At 65.2% G+C, this 15,430-nt stretch carries 18 protein-coding genes and 1 pseudogene; 9 read left to right on the top strand and 10 right to left on the bottom strand.

Annotation, left to right across the window (positions count from 1 at the left end):
- The 5 genes and pseudogenes from V6M49_RS17065 to V6M49_RS17085 form a co-directional block, all read right to left on the bottom strand.
- Nucleotides 1-316 (bottom strand): annotated as a pseudogene (locus tag V6M49_RS17065) (HNH endonuclease signature motif containing protein); the annotation flags it as partial.
- Nucleotides 317-516: 200 nt separating this feature from the next.
- Complete coding sequence (locus V6M49_RS17070) at nucleotides 517-1,488, bottom strand: NAD(P)-dependent alcohol dehydrogenase (protein ID WP_141139256.1); 972 nt, start codon at nucleotides 1,486-1,488, stop codon at nucleotides 517-519.
- Nucleotides 1,485-1,718 carry a helix-turn-helix transcriptional regulator gene (locus V6M49_RS17075; protein WP_058930270.1) on the bottom strand — a complete coding sequence of 78 codons (234 nt, stop codon included), beginning with the start codon at nucleotides 1,716-1,718 and terminating at the stop codon, nucleotides 1,485-1,487. The genes V6M49_RS17070 and V6M49_RS17075 overlap by 4 nt, the downstream gene beginning before the upstream one ends.
- Nucleotides 1,712-2,164: a hypothetical protein gene (locus tag V6M49_RS17080; protein ID WP_332762248.1), complete on the bottom strand. Its 453-nt coding sequence runs from the start codon at nucleotides 2,162-2,164 to the stop codon at nucleotides 1,712-1,714. The genes V6M49_RS17075 and V6M49_RS17080 overlap by 7 nt, the downstream gene beginning before the upstream one ends.
- A gap of 113 nt (nucleotides 2,165-2,277) precedes the next feature.
- The gene (locus V6M49_RS17085) at nucleotides 2,278-2,667 is read right to left on the bottom strand and encodes a hypothetical protein (RefSeq protein WP_141139255.1); all 390 of its coding nucleotides are present in this window, start codon (nucleotides 2,665-2,667) and stop codon (nucleotides 2,278-2,280) included.
- A gap of 252 nt (nucleotides 2,668-2,919) precedes the next feature.
- Between V6M49_RS17085 and V6M49_RS17090 the strand changes: the two genes are divergently transcribed.
- Entirely contained in the window at nucleotides 2,920-4,410 is a 1,491-nt protein-coding gene (locus tag V6M49_RS17090; RefSeq protein WP_332762250.1) for an amino acid permease, read from the top strand.
- An 8-nt stretch (nucleotides 4,411-4,418) separates the two neighbouring features.
- A complete protein-coding gene (locus V6M49_RS17095; RefSeq protein WP_141139254.1) occupies nucleotides 4,419-5,054 on the top strand; it encodes a LysE family translocator in 636 nt (211 codons plus the stop codon).
- 123 nt (nucleotides 5,055-5,177) lie between these two features.
- Here the strand turns inward: V6M49_RS17095 and V6M49_RS17100 are convergent, their stop codons facing one another.
- A complete protein-coding gene (locus V6M49_RS17100; protein ID WP_332762252.1) occupies nucleotides 5,178-6,041 on the bottom strand; it encodes an SDR family oxidoreductase in 864 nt (287 codons plus the stop codon).
- 123 nt (nucleotides 6,042-6,164) lie between these two features.
- Here V6M49_RS17100 and V6M49_RS17105 point away from each other — a divergent pair, with 123 nt between their 5' ends.
- Together V6M49_RS17105 and V6M49_RS17110 are read left to right on the top strand one after the other, a co-directional pair.
- The gene (locus V6M49_RS17105) at nucleotides 6,165-6,566 is read left to right on the top strand and encodes a winged helix-turn-helix transcriptional regulator (protein ID WP_141139252.1); all 402 of its coding nucleotides are present in this window, start codon (nucleotides 6,165-6,167) and stop codon (nucleotides 6,564-6,566) included.
- A 261-nt stretch (nucleotides 6,567-6,827) separates the two neighbouring features.
- The gene (locus V6M49_RS17110) at nucleotides 6,828-7,028 is read left to right on the top strand and encodes a hypothetical protein (RefSeq protein WP_332762253.1); all 201 of its coding nucleotides are present in this window, start codon (nucleotides 6,828-6,830) and stop codon (nucleotides 7,026-7,028) included.
- 14 nt (nucleotides 7,029-7,042) lie between these two features.
- Here V6M49_RS17110 and V6M49_RS17115 read toward each other — a convergent pair whose 3' ends face one another.
- Nucleotides 7,043-7,792 (bottom strand): 3-hydroxybutyrate dehydrogenase, encoded by a 750-nt coding sequence (locus V6M49_RS17115; protein WP_332762254.1) that lies wholly within the window; start codon nucleotides 7,790-7,792, stop codon nucleotides 7,043-7,045.
- Between the two features lie 61 nt (nucleotides 7,793-7,853).
- On the bottom strand, nucleotides 7,854-9,236 hold the full coding sequence (locus V6M49_RS17120) for an MFS transporter (RefSeq protein ID WP_141139249.1): 1,383 nt from the start codon (nucleotides 9,234-9,236) through the stop codon (nucleotides 7,854-7,856).
- Nucleotides 9,237-9,365: 129 nt separating this feature from the next.
- Here V6M49_RS17120 and V6M49_RS17125 point away from each other — a divergent pair, with 129 nt between their 5' ends.
- Nucleotides 9,366-10,283, top strand: a complete 918-nt coding sequence (locus V6M49_RS17125; RefSeq protein ID WP_141139248.1) for a LysR family transcriptional regulator — start codon at nucleotides 9,366-9,368, stop codon at nucleotides 10,281-10,283.
- A gap of 28 nt (nucleotides 10,284-10,311) precedes the next feature.
- On the opposite strand, the gene V6M49_RS17130 is transcribed toward V6M49_RS17125, so the two are convergent.
- A complete protein-coding gene (locus V6M49_RS17130) occupies nucleotides 10,312-11,262 on the bottom strand; it encodes a spermidine synthase (RefSeq protein WP_332762256.1) in 951 nt (316 codons plus the stop codon).
- 111 nt (nucleotides 11,263-11,373) lie between these two features.
- On the bottom strand, nucleotides 11,374-11,877 hold the full coding sequence (locus V6M49_RS17135) for a hypothetical protein (RefSeq protein ID WP_332762258.1): 504 nt from the start codon (nucleotides 11,875-11,877) through the stop codon (nucleotides 11,374-11,376).
- Nucleotides 11,878-12,065: 188 nt separating this feature from the next.
- Between V6M49_RS17135 and V6M49_RS17140 the strand changes: the two genes are divergently transcribed.
- The 4 genes from V6M49_RS17140 to V6M49_RS17155 all read left to right on the top strand — a co-directional run bounded on the left by V6M49_RS17140 (nucleotide 12,066) and on the right by V6M49_RS17155 (nucleotide 15,275).
- Nucleotides 12,066-13,004, top strand: coding sequence for a hypothetical protein (locus tag V6M49_RS17140; RefSeq protein ID WP_332762259.1), 939 nt, complete (start codon nucleotides 12,066-12,068; stop codon nucleotides 13,002-13,004).
- Nucleotides 13,004-13,435, top strand: coding sequence for a phage holin family protein (locus V6M49_RS17145; RefSeq protein WP_332762260.1), 432 nt, complete (start codon nucleotides 13,004-13,006; stop codon nucleotides 13,433-13,435). Before V6M49_RS17140 ends, V6M49_RS17145 begins: the two co-directional genes overlap by 1 nt.
- Entirely contained in the window at nucleotides 13,432-14,040 is a 609-nt protein-coding gene (locus tag V6M49_RS17150; RefSeq protein ID WP_332762262.1) for a DUF3618 domain-containing protein, read from the top strand. The genes V6M49_RS17145 and V6M49_RS17150 overlap by 4 nt, the downstream gene beginning before the upstream one ends.
- A 116-nt stretch (nucleotides 14,041-14,156) precedes the next feature.
- Complete coding sequence (locus V6M49_RS17155) at nucleotides 14,157-15,275, top strand: YihY/virulence factor BrkB family protein (RefSeq protein ID WP_332762264.1); 1,119 nt, start codon at nucleotides 14,157-14,159, stop codon at nucleotides 15,273-15,275.
- Nucleotides 15,276-15,430: the final 155 nt, after the last annotated feature.

Here is a 15,430-nt window from a genome sequence, read left to right on the forward strand (position 1 = left end):
TGACCGTCAGAGCACACGCGACCTCCGCGACCATGGCCATCTCCTGCCCGGTATTGTCCTCGGGCGACGTTGGAGGGCCCGCCAAAGCCTCGGCAGCGGCGGAGTAACCGGCGGCCAGCCAGGCCTTCAGGGCGGCACTTTTAGCGTCCAGCCGTGAGATCGCGGCCAGCCCGTCCAGGAAACCATCTGCCACCCGGCGCAACGGATCAGCGTCCCCGGAACAGCCGGACTCGGTCCCGCCCCGGAGCGCAGAAGCAAGCCCAGCGAAAGACACCGAAAGGGCCTCCGCCGTCGCCACAGCCGCTCTGCTATCCATACCCAAAGCATCCCAGTAGGGCCTGACAATAACGGCGAGGCTAAACGGCTATGTGCATAACCCTGCTTGACGTCATTGTCGAAGAGTGTCGGCGGAGCTGGGCGCTTACGTGTCCCCTCGGGCCGGGGGCTTAAGTGTCCCCTCGGGCCGGGGGCCTTAGGTGTCCCTTCGCGTCTGGTAATTGGGGATGGTGAGGAGTGTCAGATGCTGACAACAACCTTGCCGCGGACGCGCCCTTCGTGCATGTATTCGACGGCGGCCGGCGCCTCAACGAGCGCGTAGACCTTGTCCACGGCAGGCTTCACACTGCCGGCTTCAATGAGCATGGTCAGCGCCTCGAGATCGCGGTAGTTTTCCGTCGAAACAAGCCCCTTGAATTTCTGCCCGGAGAACAGTGACACCAGCGGCGCACCCATCGAACGCTCAAACCCGCCGGTCAGGTTCCCACCGCCCTCGCCGCCGACGATCACCAGCGTGCCCCGCGGGGTCAGCACGCGCCGCAGAACCGCGAGCGGCCGGTTGCCGGCGGTATCCAGGATGACATCGTAATACTGCCCGGCGCGGGCAAAATCGTCCCGGGTGTAGTCGATGACATGATCAGCGCCGAGGGACCGGACCAGCTCCACTTTTCCGGTGCTGCAGACTCCAGTGACCTCTGCCCCGAATGCCTTCGCCACCTGCACCGCAAAGGACCCGACTCCTCCGCCAGCACCGATGATCAGCACTTTCTGGCCGGTTGTCACCTGTCCGGCATCGCGGACAGCCTGCAACGCGGTTACACCCGAAATGGGTGCCACCGCAGCTTCCTCGAACGTGAGGTTCGCCGGCTTCGTGGCCACACGTCCCTCCCTGGCGCAGACAAATTCCGCGAAGGACCCCTCGCATGTGCCGAACACTTCGTCGCCAAGCTGGAAGCGTGTGACGCCAGCCCCCACGGCCTCCACGACGCCGGCAACCTCACGGCCGCGGACCGGAAACTTGGGCTTCTTCAGCCCGAAGCCGAAGAGGCGGAGCAGGTACGGCCGCCCGGCCATAAGGTGCCACACACCCTGGTCGACGCCGGCCGCGCGGACCCTGATCAGCACTTCCCGATCACCCGGCACCGGCAGAGGGATATCCCTTAGTTGGAGCACGTCGGCATTCCCGTAAACGTCCTGCACGATAGCTTTCATGATGCGTCTCCTTGATGATTCGGGTACTGGAACACGTCCTCGAGCGGCACGCTGAGCACATGGGCGATCTGGAACGCCATCTCCAGGGACGGTGAGTACCGGCCCTGTTCTATGGCGATGACGGTCTGGCGGGTGACGCCCACACGTTCGGCGAGTTCGGCCTGCGTCATCTCGCCCCGTTCGAACCGCAGGCGGCGGATGGAATTGGTCACCCGCGTTGGCTTCACCACGGCTGGAACCCCCGGCGGTAGGCGACGATCTTGGCCACGGAGCCCAGGATCGCGGACAACACAAACGTCAGGTAGATGACGTTTGCGATCCAGAAGTGGTCCACCTCGGCCATCGCCAGGAGCAGCGCCGCGACGCCGCCGATGACCACAAACGACTGCCCGATGTACTCGCCGAAACGGTAGATCTCCCTGTCGCGCTGGTCCTTCTTCCCGGCCTCCTTGGGCGAAATAATGCCCAAGAGTATGTGCAGCGCGATGGACGCAACAATGGATGCCCCGATGGTCCACAGCAGTGGAGCCACGTAGGGAACCTCAGCAAGGGGCATTGTGCCGGCCATGCCCAGGACGATGGCCAGATACACGCCATAAGAGCCCGTGGCCACCACCCCCATGATCCAGGCACTCTTCTCTTCGAAGGACATCTCCACTCCCTGTGATGCATGCATGTAAACCAAACTTGACATTTTCAATGTAAAAGAAAGCAGACATCGAGTCAAGGTTTCTTGACCTGCCAGGGCAGGTGTCGGCCCTGCAAATGATCTGTGAGAAGCCAGCCCACCTAGATGCGGGAAAAGCGGGCAAACCCAGCGTGGACGTCATGGACAATGACAGCCCCACCACCTAGGACCTGGGCCTTGGCCCGAAGCCGCGCCAAGAGCTCCTCGCTGGGACGGCCAAATACTTCGATGGTCCGCAACGTGATGAGGGGCGCGATAGGAGGAAACTTGGGGCCGGCGACCTTCATGTGGAACTCCAAGGAGGCCAGATCCGCGTGGAGGTTCATGACGCTCATCGTGGAGCCGTCCTCTGAGAAATAGACGCGGTAGGCGAGGATCTGAGGCTCGTTCATTTCGACGAATGAGCTCAACTCCGCCATGGCAGCCTTCAACTCCTCGAGCCTGCCGGGGCGGACCTCAGACGTATCGAGGTATGCGATGAACTCATCCATGCCATCCCTCCCGTTAAAACCGCGTCAACGCCCGTGCCAAGGGCCGCCTTTGGGCCGCGAACGTGATCCGTTATGGTCAATTTTCCTCCCGATCCGGCTCCGGCACACCCCCGATGCCAGCCACCCACCCGTCACGCGGGCTTCTCATCGTCTGAGAACCGAGACAGCGAAATGTCGTGAAGCCCATCACAGCAGGCCCGGAAATGGTCTGCTGGTTAGCGATCCCCCTCCCAATGACGAGAAGGTATTTGTATGCAGCAAGCACCAAGCGCCACCAGGCAAGACGCAAGCCCGGCCGAAAAGCCCAGGCCGGGATCCGGCGTCGCGCAGGTCCTGAACCGGGGACTGAACGTCCGGCACATCCGCTTCATGGCCCTGGGTTCGGCGATCGGAACCGGTCTGTTCTACGGCTCGGCCTCCGCCATCCAGAAGGCGGGCCCGGCCGTCCTGCTCGCCTACATCATCGGCGGCGCAGCGGTGTTTATGGTCATGCGGGCCCTCGGCGAGATGGCCGTCCGCCACCCTGTCTCAGGCTCGTTCGGCCAGTACGCCAGCCGCTACCTCGGCCCGCTGGCGGGGTTTGTGACCGGCTGGACGTATGTCTTCGAGATGGCGATCGTGGCCATCGCGGACGTGACGGCTTTCAGCATTTACATGGGCTTCTGGTTTCCGCAGGTGGACCGCTGGATCTGGATCCTGGCCATCATCTGCTTCCTGGCCGCACTGAACCTGCTCAGCGTGAAGGTCTTCGGCGAGCTCGAGTTCTGGTTCTCGCTGATCAAGGTGGTGGCCATCATCGCCATGATCGCCGGCGGCGCCGCCATCATCGCGTTCGGTTTCCAGGCCGGCGGGTCCACCGTGGCCCCGGGCCTCGGCAACCTCGTGGAGCACGGCGGGCTGTTCCCCAACGGCTTCGAAGGGCTCCTGGCCTCGTTCGCCGTCGTGATGTTCGCGTTCGGCGGGATCGAGACGCTTGGCATCACCGCCGGCGAGGCCGCGGACCCCAAGAAGGTTATCCCCAAGGCGGTGAACACGGTGCCGGTCCGCGTCCTGCTGTTCTACGTCCTGACCCTCGGCGTGCTGATGAGCCTCTTCCCGTGGAACGAAATCGGCAGCAACGGCAGCCCGTTCGTCCAGATCTTCAGCGGCCTGGGCATCCCGGCCGCACCGCACATCCTCAACGCCGTGGTGATCACCGCCGCGCTCTCCGCCATCAACAGCGACATCTTCGGCGCCGGCCGCATCCTGTTCGGGCTGTCCGGGCAAGGCCACGCGCCGGCAGTTTTCGGTAAGGTCTCGCGCCATGGCGTGCCGTGGATGACGGTGGTGATGATGGCCGGCATCCTCCTGGTGGGCGTGGTGCTGAACGCCGTCATTCCCGAAGACGTCTTCATCCTGATCGCCTCGATCGCCACCTTCGCCACCGTCTGGGTGTGGGTCATGATCCTTGCCTCCCATGTGGCGATGAAGCGGGAGATCGCGCGGAATGGACTGCCGGCGTCGGAATTCCCCTCCCCGTGGTGGCCCGCGGCATCCATCCTGACCATCGCGTTTATGGCGCTGATCATCGCCGTCCTGGGCGCCTTCGAGGACACCCGCGTGGCACTGTACGTGGGCGCGGCGTGGCTGGGGCTGCTGGTCCTCGCCTACCGCCTCTGGGTCAGAGGTAACGGACGACGCCGGGCCGAACTTGTGGACGAAACCTCACCGCTCCCGGTGGTCGCCTCAGCCCGCCGGAGCTAAGATCAGGCATGGTTCCACTCTCAAACCTTCTGGCGTTTGCGCTGGCATCCGTGGTGCTGATCGCTGTCCCCGGACCCAGCGTGCTGTTCGTGATCGGCCGTTCCCTGGCGCTCGGCTGGAAGGGCGGCGTCCTGACGGTGCTGGGCAACGCGACCGGGCAACTGGTGCAGGTGGCTGCAGTCGCGCTCGGCGTGGGCATTATTGTGGCGCAGTCCGTGGTCCTCTTCAGCGTGGTGAAGCTGGCCGGGGCCGCCTACTTGGTCTATCTGGGCATCAAAGCCATCCGGAACCGTCGGCACAACTCATTCGCGGATCGTCAGCCAGCGGCTTCCTCGCCACGGCGGCTGGTGGCGGAAGGCCTGGTGGTGGGTATCACCAACCCCAAGTCGGTGGTCTTCTTCGTGGCAGTGCTTCCGCAGTTTGTTGACTACCCTTCCGGGGCCATTCCGTTCCAGCTGGCGCTGCTGGGGGCGGTGTTCCTGCTGATCGCCGTAGTGTCAGATAGCCTCTGGGCCGTCGCCGCGGGTTCAGCCCGCCAATGGTTTGCCCGTTCGCCCCGCCGGGTTTCAGCGGTGGAGGCAACAGGCGGGGCCTTGATGATCGGCCTCGGCGGAACGTTGGCCCTGACCGGCAGCAAGTCCTAGGGACCACACCGGCGCTCTCTCACTTTTGGGGCGATTTGGCGCGACGCTCTCTCACATGAGGTGAGAGAGCGTTTGCCCAAAACGTGCATTAGGTGAGAGAGCGTCCGGGAGTTGCGCTCGTGCTCAGACGGCGGCGAGCGCCGAGCGGACCGCGGCCGGCATCGGCGTTGTGGGCCGGCCGATCAGGGTGCGGAGGTCCGAGCCGCTGACCAGGAGGTCGCCACGGGCAATGCCGAGGTCCGAGTCCGCCAGGATGTCGGCGAAGAGCTCCGGCACGCCGAATCCGGCGAGGAGTCCTGCGTAGTCGCTGGCAGGAAGGTCCTGGTACACCACGGGCGTGTTGGCCGCGGCGCTGATTTCCTGGGCCAGTTCGGTGAGCGTGAAGGCGTGGTCTCCGCCGAGCTCGTAGACCTTGCCGGCCTGATTCTCGGCAACCAGCACGGCTGCCGCTGCCTCGGCGTAGTCCACCCGGGCCGCGGCACTGACCTTGCCTTCACCGGCGCTGCCGGCAAGCGCACCCTGGGCGAGGGTGCCCTTCAGCTGGTCGGTGTAGTTCTCGAGGTACCAGCTGTTGCGGAGAATGGCGAATGGAACCCCCGAGTCCTTCAGGATGGCCTCGGTTGCCTGGTGCTCAGCGGCCAGCTTCATGCTGGTGGTGTCAGCGTTGGCCACACTTGTGTAGGCCAGCAGCTCCACGCCTTCAGACTTGGCTGCCTCAATCACCGTGCGGTGCTGGTCCACGCGCTGGCCAACCTCGCTGCCGGAAATCAGGAGAACCTTGCTGGCGCCCTGCAGGGCCAGCGCCACGGACGAAGGGTCCGAGTAGTCCATCGGCTTGACCTGCACACCGCGCGCCTTGAAGTCCGCCAGTTTTTCGATGGAACGGCCGGTGGCCACGATCTGCGCTGCCGGAACGTTGCGCTCCAGGAGGGCCTCGACGACGTGGCGGCCAAGCTGTCCGGTTGCTCCGGTGATGACGATGCTCATGGGTTGGTTCCTTTCACCATTTCTTAGGGGGTCACCTTCCACAACCAGCCACCCCGCCAATTACTTCCTGAAAGACAGTACGCACTTCTAGGTAAGGTACTCACCTTTTGGTAAGTTATGGGTATGGAAGCGACTGGATGGCCCACCACCCTGCCGGAAGATCTCCGGGCACACCTGCCGGAAGGATCGGCCGACGGCGTGTTCCCGGCTGGGTGCCCCAGCCGCACCGTCCTGGACCACATCACCAGCAAATGGGGAGTCCTGATCCTCCTGGCGCTCTCCGAAGGTGAGCAGCGCTGGAGCGAACTCCGGCGCCGGGCAGAGGGCATCAGCGAAAAAATGCTGGCGCAGACCCTCAAGACCCTGGAGCGCGACGGCCTGGTGCTGCGGAAGGCCCAGCCCGTCATCCCGCCCCGCGTGGACTACAGCCTGACCGAACGCGGCCATGAGCTGTCCGGCCTGCTGGTCCCCCTGGCCACCTGGGCCTACAACAACGCCGACGACATCCTCAACGGCCAGCGCTGATTCCCGGACAACGATGATTCCCGGCCAGCGCCGACCCCTAAATCACCTAAGTAGGATTCGCCCGCGAAGTCGAGTAGATGTTACTGGTGTGACTGGTGTGAATAGCGCCTAGTGTAAATGTAAGGTGCCAGCCAGGAATTGGAGGACCATCCTCTGCTGGGAGCGTTCCGGCAAGCGCGCCGACAGTGAGCGGACGAGCGCCGCCCTGAAGGAGTTGTTCCGATGGTCAACGCTGCCAGTAATCCGAGACAACCGCGCCTCATGGCAAGGGCCTGGAACCGCGTCCGCGCGGTGCCAGGCCCAGCAAGCCCCTACAAGATCGGTGACGCCGTGGTGGGTGACGATCCCTTCAACGGCCGGCACGAGGGTGTGGTGGTCTCACGGACCCCCGGCTCTGTCGGCATCGGAGCCGCAGAGGGCGTTGTCTACTTTGATCCCCGCCACGTCAGATGGCAGGAGTAGGCAACCGGCCCCGGCTACCGCGCCGACCAGCCGCCGTCCATTGCGTAGCTGGCCCCAGTGACCATGCCGGCGTGATCGGACGCCAGCCAGGCCGCCAGGGAGGCAACTTCCTCCGGTTCCACCAGGCGTTTCACGGCGGACTCGGTGAGCATCACCGTGGCCAGGACCTCGGACTCGGGGATGCCATGCACCCTGGCCTGGTCCGCAATCTGCTTCTCGACCAGCGGGGTCCGGACGTAGCCCGGGTTGATGCAGTTGGACGTGACTCCGTGCCCCCCGCCCTCAAGTGCCGTCACCTTGCTCAGCCCTTCCAGGCCGTGCTTGGCGGAAACGTACGCGCTTTTGAACGGGGAGGCCCGGATTCCGTGCACGGATGACACGTTGATGATGCGGCCGAAGCCGTTGGCATACATGTGCGGCAGCGAGGCCCGGATCAGCAGGAACGGGGCCTCGAGCATCAGCGCGATGATCCGGCGGAAGTCCGCCGGATCGAACGCTTCGATGGGGCTGATGCTCTGGATCCCGGCGTTGTTCACCAGGATGTCGCAGTCCAGGCTCAGGGTGGCGAGCGCGTCAACGTCCAGCAGGTCAACGGCCCAGGCGGTGCCGCCCACTTCATCGGCGAGGGCGGCAGCGCCGGCGGAGTCGACGTCGGCCACCACCACTTTCGCCCCGCGGGCGGCCAGTTCCCGGACACAGGCAGCCCCGATCCCGCTGGCGCCGCCGGTCACCACGGCCTTGCGGCCGTTCAGTGTGTTTTCCATTGCAGATCTGCTTCCCATCGTGTGCGCGCTCAATTTCCCTGCGGTGAACTGCTCAGGCAGTTCAGCGTGAGGCCGCCGGGAGCAGTCCCTCGCGGGCGGCGTCGGCCTTGTCCACTTCCTCCAGCGCGATGCCCTTGGTTTCCTTCAGGCTCAGCACCGCCACCGTTGTGATCGCGCAGGCAACCAAAAGGTAGATGGCCGTAGGCAGCCAGGAACCGGTGTCCTTGAGCCACTGGGTGGCCAGCAGCGGGGCCAGCGAACCGGCGAAGATCGAGGTGACCTGCGAGCCCAGCGAAACGCCCGAGTAGCGCATGCGGGTGGGGAAGAGTTCGGCCATGATGGCGGGCTGGCCAGCATACATAAACGCGTGCAGGCAGAGGCCGATGGTCACAGCCAGGACAATCACCACGGCGTTGCGCGTATCGAACATGGGGAAGGCGAAGAACGGCCAGGCCGCACCGGAGATGGACCCGATCAGGTAGACGGGCTTGCGTCCCAGCTTGTCGACGAGCCGTCCCACCTGCGGGATGACCAGGAAGTGGATGACGTGGGCGATCAGGAGTGCGAGCAGGAGCGAGGACGTGTCGTACTTGTGCACGCTCTTGAGGTAGACAATGGCGAAGCTGACCACCAGGTAGTACATGATGTTCTCCGCGAAGCGCAGCCCCATTGCCTGCAGGATGCCCTTGGGGTACTTGCGCACTACCTCGAAGACGCCGTAGCTGACGGCCTGTTCCTTCTCCACGAGGGCCTTGGCTTCCAGGAAGATGGGCGCCTCGGTGACGTGGGTGCGGATGTAGTAGCCAACGAAGACGATCACGGCGGAGAGCCAGAAGGCCACGCGCCAGCCCCAGCCGAGGAATGCCTCCGGGCTCAGGGCGGTGGACATAATGAACAGCACCAGCGTTGCCAGCAGGTTGCCCACCGGCACTGCGGCCTGCGGCCAGCTGGACCAGAATCCGCGGGACTTGTTGGGGCTGTGTTCGGCAACCAGCAGCACGGCGCCGCCCCATTCGCCGCCGAGCGCGAAGCCCTGGATGAAGCGGAGGGCCACCAGCAGGGCCGGAGCCAGGTAGCCGATGTCGGCAAAGCCCGGGAGGCAGCCCATCAGGAACGTCGCCACGCCGACGATCACGATGGTCAGCTGCAGTGTGGGCTTGCGGCCCAGTTTGTCGCCGATCTGGCCGAAGACGATGCCGCCGAGGGGGCGTGCCACGAAGCCCACCGCGTAGGTGAGGAACGCCTGGATGATGCCGTCCAGCTCGTTGCCGGTGGCGGGGAAGAAGTACTTCCCGAAGACCAGGGTGGCGGCGGTGGCGTAGAGGAAGAATTCGTACCATTCCACCACCGTGCCCACCATCGACGCGGCCACAATCTTTTTAAGCCCGGATCCCTTGGGTGCGGATCCGGCGGCATTGTCTGCCGAGCGCTGCTCTACGCTCATGAGTTTCTCCTTAGTGTCCACTTTGACACGCGCTGTGATCCACAGCACTAATGGCTCCACTGAGTATTACTGCACAAACATGCGCCTTCAATGCCCAATCCGGCACCTGCTGTGTGCACAATTGCAGATATGAAGGCGAATCCCGATGACCTCCTGGTCCTGCTTGCGGTATCCCGCTCGGCCAAATTTACGACGGCGGCGCAGGTGTTGGGGCTGAACCACACCACCGTTTCGCGTCGGATAGCCGCCTTGGAGAAGGCGCTGGGCGGCCGCGTCCTGGCACGGGCGGCCGGCGGCTGGGAACTGACGGAGCTGGGCACGGAGGCCGTCCGGGTCGCCGAACAGGTGGAGGCAGCGGTGAGTGCGCTGGGCCCGGCAGGCCAGGCACCCGACCCGATTACCGGCGTCGTGCGCATGACGGCGACCGACGGCTTCAGCGCCTACATCGCCGCGCCCGCTGTGGCACGGCTGCGCCGGAAACACCCGGGACTGAGCGTGGAAGTGGTGACGATGACCCGCCGGGCGCTGCAGCAGCGCTCCGGGCTGGACATCGAGGTAGTGGTGGGCGAACCGCAGGTCCACCGGGCCGAAGCCGTCCAACTGGGCGAGTACATGCTGGGGATGTACGCCTCGCGTGCCTACCTTGCCGAGAACGGGACGCCGGCGAGCGTTGCTGAGCTGACGGAGCACCCGCTGGTGTACTTTGTGGATTCGATGCTGCAGGTGGACGACCTGGACGCGCCCCGGCGGCTGGTGCCGGCCATGCGCGAAGGGCTGACGTCCACCAACGTGTTTGTCCATGTGGAGGCCACCCGTGCCGGTGCTGGCATCGGGTTCCTGCCGTGCTTTATGGGCAATCTGCACAGCGACCTGGTCCGGCTGCTCCCCGACGACTTCGCCGAGTTGCTCCCTTACTGGATGGTGCTGCGCCCCGATTCGATGCGCCGCCCTGCCGTGGCCGCCGTGGTGCAGGCGTTGCGCGACCAGACGGCGGCGCACCGGGACGCCCTGCTGGGTCGCGCTCAGACCCCATCGGCTGCTCCATAACCGCCGTTTTCGGGGCCCAAAAGGGCGCCTACGGAGCAATCGACGGTGCTGCCGGGTCGTGACGCACCGGGGAGTTCGCCGCGAAGGCGCGCACCTGGGCGTCGTTCCAGATGTGGGCCGGGACGGCGCCGCCCAGCAGCCGGCGGGCTAGCTGCGGGTCCCCGTCCAGCGGGGTATCGCTGCCGGCCATGACCATGTTGCCGAAGCGGCGGCCCTTCAGCATGGAGGGGTCGGCGATGATGACGGTGTGTGCGAATGCGGCCGCGATGGTGGCGGCGTCTTCGCGCGCATTCTTCAAGTCCGGGGCGTCGCCTGAGTTGACCACATAGATGCCGCCCGGCGCCAGGACCCGCTTGATGTGGTCATTAAACTCGGCGGTGGTGAGCGGCCGCGGCGTGAGTGAACCGGCAAACACGTCGCGGATGATGAAGTCGCGGCTGTCAGGCGTGAGCGTCTCGGTGACCTCGCGGGCCTCCCCCACTCGCAGCCGCAGGAGCGGTGCCTTGGGCAGGTCGAACCAGCCGCGGACGTACTCGGCGAGTTTGCCGTCTAGTTCCACCACCACCTGCCGGGCGTCCGGATAGGCGGTGTGGAAGTACCGGGCCAGGGAACAGGCCCCGCCGCCCAGGTGCAGCCCACGCAGCCGCTCGGTCCCGCCCACAGTCGGCGCGACCGCCTTGGCGCCGCCCTTTCCGGACTTCGGCGGCCAACGTGACTCAATCAGCGCCGCCATCCAGCGCATGTACTCAAAATCAAGGAAAAGCGGATCCGCAAGGTCGATGTGGGAGCTCATGACGCCGTTGATCTTCAGGAGCCAACCGTTGGAGTTGTCCTGGTCCGCGATGAGCTCGCAGTCGCCGGTATCAACGTAGTAGACGCCCTCAACCGGGCCCTCAGGACGGGTGCCCTTGGGCACCTCGATGACACCCGCCGTCGAACGCTGGCTGTTCCGCCCGCCTGACTTGCCGCGCTTTGCCATTACCCGTGTGCCGCTTCAGTCATGGATCAACCATAATTGACTGCCCAGCACCGGCGGTCCGGCACGGTCGCGGGGCCTGGGGCGGGGACCGTGCCGGTTGCGGGAGCAGGGCTAGGTGGCCAGCGGCCTATCCCGATCTGTCCTTTCCTGATCCCGCCGAAGTGCCTCCGCCCGGGTGGCGTCGGTTCGAGTGGCGTCGGTTCGCTCGTCGCCTTCCGGATTCACGTCGGCGTCTGTGCGGGTGGCATCCCTGCGCCCGTCCCCGTCCTGATTAATGTCCGGGTCCAGCGCATCGGCCTTCTGCGTGCGCTCAGCCACGTCCTCCCGGAGCGACCTGGCGCTGTCGGTCTTCTGCTCGGCCTCCTGCTTCAGCCTCGCAGCGTCCACCTCTGCCTTCTCTGCGTCGGCACGGGCGCGGATGGCCCGGGCTTCGTTCTCACGCGCATCGAGCTCGATGTCCTCGGCTTTCCGGCGCATTTCGGCGGCTTTTTCGCGGTGCGATTCGTCCCGCTTCTGCTGAATGGCCTGACGGCGACGCCCGGTCACCAGCCACAGCACGATCAGGACCAGCACGACGATGGCAACAATCACCCAAACCCACGATGTTGTATCCACGACTACCCACCCTTTCCACTTCATTGTGACGGGGCCCCTGCGATGCCGGGCGGCAGGCGATGCGAACCCCTTTGAAATTCAGGTAGGAAGGGTACTTACCTTCCGTTACTAATCATGCTTACTATTTTACGGCCAGTATCGCTGGTTCTTGATCAACAACCGGCCTTCTTTTGAAAGAGAGAGCGAAGATGACAGAGAACCAATGGCCCGAGGACCCGGCTAACCCGGCTCCACCGGCCACCCGAGGAACCACAGGAGAACGCGCGCCCAGTACGTTCCCCAGCACTTTGCCCACAGCGGCGCCGCAGACGGGTAGTACGTACGGGACCTCCCGCACTGATGCTGTCAAGGAAGAGGCCGGGGACGTCGCGCGGACAGCGGCGGATTCCGCACAGAGCGTGGCGGAAACTGCCAAGTCAGAAGCGGCCAACGTCGCGTCAGAGGCCAAGGCGAATGCCAAGGACCTCTTGCAGCAGGCCCGCTATGACCTCACCGAGCAGGCCAGCGCGCAGCAGCAGAAAGTGGCCAGCGGCCTCCGGTCAGTCTCGGACGAACTGCATGCCATGGCGGAGGCGTCCAGCCAGCCCGGAGTGGCCACTGACCTGGTCCGCCAGGCCGCGGAGCGTTCCTCCTCCGTCGCCTCCTGGCTGGACGCAAGGGACCCGGGATCGCTCTTGAGCGAGGTCAAGGGCTTCGCCCGGCAGCGCCCGGGGACGTTCCTGCTGCTGGCCGCCGGGGCTGGCATCCTTGCCGGCCGGCTCAGCCGTAGCCTAAGCGCCGGCGCTCCGGAGTCCGCGTCGACTTACCCTGGCACAGGCGGACAGCATGCCGCGGGCATTGGCGGCTACACGCCGTCGGGCGGCGGCACTGTCCCGCCCCCGCCCGTACAGCTGCCCGGCCCGGCCACCACCACGGCAGGGTTCGACGGCGGTGCGCCAGGGAGCAGCTACGGGGACCCGTCGCGCCCCGCCAGTCCGTTGGACAGCCCCCAACTGGCAGCGCAGCCCCTCTCGGCCGATCGCTTTGCCGGTGACCCCCTGGGAGACCGGGAGCTGGCCGACGACCCTATGGCCAACGACCCCCTGACCCGGGACCGCTCCACAGACGGCCAGACTGGCAGGCTGTGATGAGCAGCCAGATACCTGAGCCTCCCCCGTCGGCGGCCCACGCGAAAGCCGACAACACGTCGTTGGGTGACCTGCTCGGTGAGGTGACCCGCGACCTGTCCACGCTGATGCGCCAGGAGGTCGAGCTTGCCAAGGCCGAGCTCAAGGAATCGGCCACCAAGGCAGGCAGGGGCGGCGGCATGCTGGCCGGCGCCGGCGTAGCGGGCCATTTTGTACTGCTGTTCCTGTCGATCGCCCTCTGGATCGCGTTAGGCGAGCTGATGGGACTCGGCTGGTCCGCCGTCGTGGTCGCAGTCATCTGGGGCGTCATCGCCGCCGTGCTGGCGTCCGTGGGCCGCAGGGAGCTCAAAACTGTAAAGGGCATGCCACAAACCGCTGAAACACTCCAGGAAATTCCCCCAACCCTAAAACCCGGTGAGGTAAGACGATGAGCGACAACCCGGACGATATCCGTTCAGATATTGAGGCAACGCGCGCCCGCCTGGGCACGAACGTGGACGCGGTGGCGGACAAAGTGACGCCGTCTAACATCGTCCACCGGCAGACAGACAAGGTGAAAGACGCCGTGTTCGGAGTGAAGGAGAAAGTCATGGGAACAGCCGACGACGTCACCGCCCGCATGCATGGTGGCGCCCACGCCCGCACTGACAGCGCAGGCAACGCACTCAGTGAAGCGGGCGCCGCCATTGGTGACGCTCCGCACCAGGTGAAAGCAAAGACGCAGGGCAACCCGCTAGCTGCCGGGCTGATCGCGTTCGGCGCCGGCCTGCTTTTGTCATCGCTGATCCCGGCAAGCGAGAAGGAACGTGAAGCAGCGGATGCCCTCAAATCCGCCGCCGAACCGTTGACCACCGAGCTGACCGAGGCCGCGAAGGAGATGGCTGAGGGCTTGAAGGAACCGGCGCGGGAAGCCATGGAGAACGTCAAGGCCACAGCAGTCGACGCCGCCGAGCATCTCAAGCATGAGGGCCAGGTTGCGGCTGCGGACGTCAAGGAACGGGCCGCCGACGCCAGGGAGAACGTACAGAACACGTAACGGCGCCACGCCCCTAGGGCGGCGCCAGCCTTACCAGAACAGCAGCGCACAGACAGGCCGGTTCCGCCTCCTCCGACGGAACCGGCCTGCTCCGTTCCAACCCGGGAGGACACCCCATGGCCGCTCACGATTCACCCGAAACCAGCACCGCCAAGGCGGGCAGCGCTCCGGCACCCGACGACTCCCGGAAACCGGACAGCCCCACGGACGTCACCAAACCGTCGTGGCAGTACATCGCCAAAAAGACGTTCAGGGAATTCAGCAAAGACCAATGCCCCGACCTGGCGGCAGCCCTGACCTACTACGCCGTGCTTTCGCTGTTCCCGGCGCTGCTGGCACTTGTTTCGCTGATCGGTCTCTTTGGAGACCCCGAGAAAACAACCACGGCCCTGCTCGAAATCGTCCGGGGCATCGCGCCCGCGGACACGGTGAACACCGTCAGCGGTCCCGTGCAGGAGCTGACCGCCGCACCTGCCGCCGGGCTGACACTGTTCATCGGCCTCGCAACCGCACTATGGTCCGCCTCGGGCTACGTTGGCGCCTTCGGTAGGGCGATGAACCGCATCTACGAAGTGGACGAGGGCCGCCCCTTCCTGAAGCTGCGCGGGACCATGCTGGCCGTGACGCTGCTGGCAGTGGTCACGGTGGCCGTCCTCGCCGGCATGCTGGTGCTGAGTGGACCGGTTTCGGAGGCAGTCGGCGGGGCCATCGGCCTCAGCGACGCGTTCCTCACCGTCTGGAATATCGCGAAATGGCCGGTGATCGTGGCCCTGGTCATGGCGATCATTGCAGTCCTCTACTACGCCACCCCGAACGTGAAGCAGCCCAGGTTCCGTTGGATGAGCGTTGGCTCGCTTATCGCTTTGGTGGTTTTCCTGCTGGCCTCGCTCGGCTTCGCCTTCTATGTGGCGAACTTCGGCAATTACAACAAGACCTACGGCGCACTCGGCGGTGTGATCGTTATGCTGCTCTGGCTGTGGATCCTGAACATGTCACTGCTGTTCGGGGCCGAATTCGACGCCGAAATGGAGCGTGGACGGCAGCTCCAGGCCGGAATCGAGGCCGAGGAGACCATCCAGCTGCCGCCGCGGGACACCAAGAAGAGCGAGAAGATGCAGGAGCAGGAAGAGGACGATATCCGGCGCGGCCGCGAGCTGCGTGAGGGCCACGGGAACGGCGCGGACCAGGCCGGATCAGATACCGGTACCGGACCAGACGGCCACAGACGGGACTAGGCAGGGTCCGCCTGTTGGAGGAAAATCAATACCAGCAGATTCCTTCAGTTTTCCCGGGTCCTCCGTGGTCCGGGTGTCAGGCGGGGTCGGCGGCGAGGTGGCCTCTTCTGAGACCGAGGCCAGTCCCCCCAGTCGTCGTCGGCCCCCTCATTTTG

Source organism: Pseudarthrobacter sp. (assembly GCF_036675385.1).
GTDB lineage: Bacteria > Actinomycetota > Actinomycetes > Actinomycetales > Micrococcaceae > Arthrobacter.